We start from the raw sequence: 2,644 nt of genomic DNA on the forward strand, positions 1-2,644 counted from the left end.
GCCGGTCGAGGTAGCCCCGGGCCAGGCCCGCCCCGGCCAGGTGGAGCTCGCCCGGCTCGCCCGGCGGGACCGGCTGCCCGTCGGCGTCGAGGAGGTAGGCGCGGGTCTGCGGCAGCGGGCGGCCGATCGGCGGGTCCCCGCTGTCCGGCGGCACCTCCGCCCAGGTGGAGTAGGTGGTGTCCTCGGACGGGCCGTAGAGGTTGCAGAGCCGGCGGACGTGCCGGCGGGACCAGACCCGGGCGGCCAGCGCGGCGGTGAGCGGCTCGCCGGCCAGGCAGACCGTACGCACGCTCGCCGGCAGGGCGTCCGCGGTGAGCAGCTCGCTCATCGCGGAGGGCACGGTGTTGACCAGGGTGACGGGCAGCCGGTCCGCCCCCGCAGCGGCGAGCGCGAGCACGTCGTCGACGAGCAGCACCCGACCGCCCCAGCAGAGCGGGCCGAAGATCTCGAAGATGGACAGGTCGAAGCAGACCGAGGTGGCGGCGAGCGTCCCGCCGAGTTCGGTGTCGTCGAAGGTCTGCCGCACCCAGTGCATGAGCACCGACGCCGAGCGGTGCTCGATGGCCACGCCCTTGGGCCGCCCGGTGGAACCGGAGGTGTAGATGACGTACGCCAGGTCCGCCGGGGTCGCCGCCACCGCCGGGTCGGTGCCGTCCCCGCCTGGGTCGAGCCGGTCGACCGGGAGGGCGGTGTCGGGGAACCGGTCGGCGAGGTCGGCGCGGGTCAGCACCAGCCGCACGCCGGAGTCGGCGGTCATGAAGGCCACCCGGGCCGGCGGGTACGCCGGGTCCAGCGGGACGTAGCAGGCGCCGGCCTTGAGCACGGCGAGCAGGGCGACCACCAGCTCCGGCGTACGCGGCAGGCAGACGCCGACCCGCTCCTCCCGGGCCACCCCGCGCTGGAGCAGCACCCGGGCCAGCCGGTTCGCCGCCTCGTCGAGCTCGCGGTAGGACAGGGCGCGGTCGCCGTACCGGAGCGCCTCCGCCTCCGGGGTCCGGGCGGCCTGCGCGGCCACCATCCGGTGCAGGCAGTCCACGACCGCCGTTGCGGGGGTCGCGCGCCGGCCGGTGGACCGGCGGGTGGGGCCGGCGGGCCGGGTGGGGGCGCTCACCGGCGACCACCGCGCACCGACGCGGCCCTCCCGGTCCTGTCGCCCGGCCGTGGACCGCCGCTCCTGACCAGCGCCAGCTCCTGGTCGGCGGCCTCCTGGAGGCGGTCCTTGTCGGCGAGGACGATGCTGCCGGGGATGCTGTCGGGCAGCTCGTCCTCGACGTCGCGGATCGGCCGGTAGGCGATGCCGACGGCGGCGAGCGCGAGCGAGCAGAGTCCGGCGACGATCGCCGCGGAGGGCCATGCCCCGGCCGGGTCCGGTGCCGACGACCGCGGCCAGCACGCCGTCGGGGGAGACCAGCGGGGCGAAGACGTGCTCGGCGAGCGGGCCGGCGCTGAGGAAGCCGGCCGGCACCATCAACCAGGACAGCATCTGGCCCATCGCCAGCACCCGCCCCTGCAGCTCCAGCCCCACCTTGGCCTGCACGATGGCCAGCCAGTGCGTGTTCACCAGCGCCGTGGCCAGGCCCATGCCGAACAGGCCGACGGCCGGGAAGAGCGGGCTCGGGTGCAGGCCGACGGTGAGCAGCGACGCGCCGAGGAGCACGACGCTGGCCAGGATGCCGGTGGTACGCCGGGCCGTGCCGCCCCACACGCCCATCACGACCGCGCCGACGAGCATGCCGACGCCGCTGGCGGCGAGCACCCGGCCGAGCACCGCCGGATCCCCGAACGACAGGGTCAGCGGGGTGACCAGGACCTCGACCATGGCGAAGAAGTAGTTCAGCGACGCGGTCAGCACGACCAGCGCGACCAGGCCGTGCCGGCGGGTGATGAACCGCCAGCCGCCCAGGACCTCCCGGCGGAACGGCTCCTCGCGCCGGACGAACAGGGTGTCCGGGAAGCGGACCGACAGGGTGACGGCGACCGCGAAGGCGAAGGTGAGCAGGTCGATGACGACGATCCCGCGCAGCCCGACCGCGATCACCAGGGCGCCGCCGACCAGCGGCGCCAGCACGGTGCTCGTCGCCGTGCCGAGGGAGACGATGCCGTTGGCGCGCCCGTAGTACCGCTTCGGCACCAGTTGCGTGACGGCCGCCAGGTAGGCGGGTTGCTGGAACGCCGTCGCCACCGCGGTGACGGTGATGGCGGTGAAGACGTGCCAGAGCTGGAGCTGGCCCAGCCACAGCAGCAGCGCGAGGCTCACCGTGCCGGTGGCCGCCAGGCAATCCGCGATGATCATGATCAGTCGTCGGTCCCACCGGTCGGCCAGCGCGCCCGCGATGGGGGAGAGAACCACGGCCGGCAGCAGCGCCAGCACGGTGGCCGTGGCGAACAGCGAGACCGACCCGGTCCGCTGGTAGACCCAGAGGCTCATGCCGAAGCCGGTCAGCCCGCTGCCGATGAGCGAGACGAGCTGCCCCACCGCGATCAGGTAGAACACCGTCAGGCTGGGCATCGCGCGGCGCGCGGCGGGCCGGTCAGCCCGCTGCCGATGAGCGAGACGAGCTGCCCCACCGCGATCAGGTAGAACACCGTCAGGCTGGGCATCGCGCGGCGCGCGGCGGGCCGGTGGCCTGGTGCCGGTACGGCC

1 protein-coding gene is annotated in these 2,644 nt (G+C 75.0%); it reads right to left on the reverse strand.

Going from position 1 to position 2,644, the window contains the following annotated elements; translation table 11 throughout:
- Window positions 1–2,509 (reverse strand): MFS transporter (locus JNW89_RS33980; protein WP_238452151.1); only part of this gene is annotated, 2,509 nt, incomplete at its 3' end.
- Window positions 2,510–2,644 lie beyond the last annotated feature (135 nt).

This window comes from Micromonospora sp. 4G55, assembly GCF_016803375.1.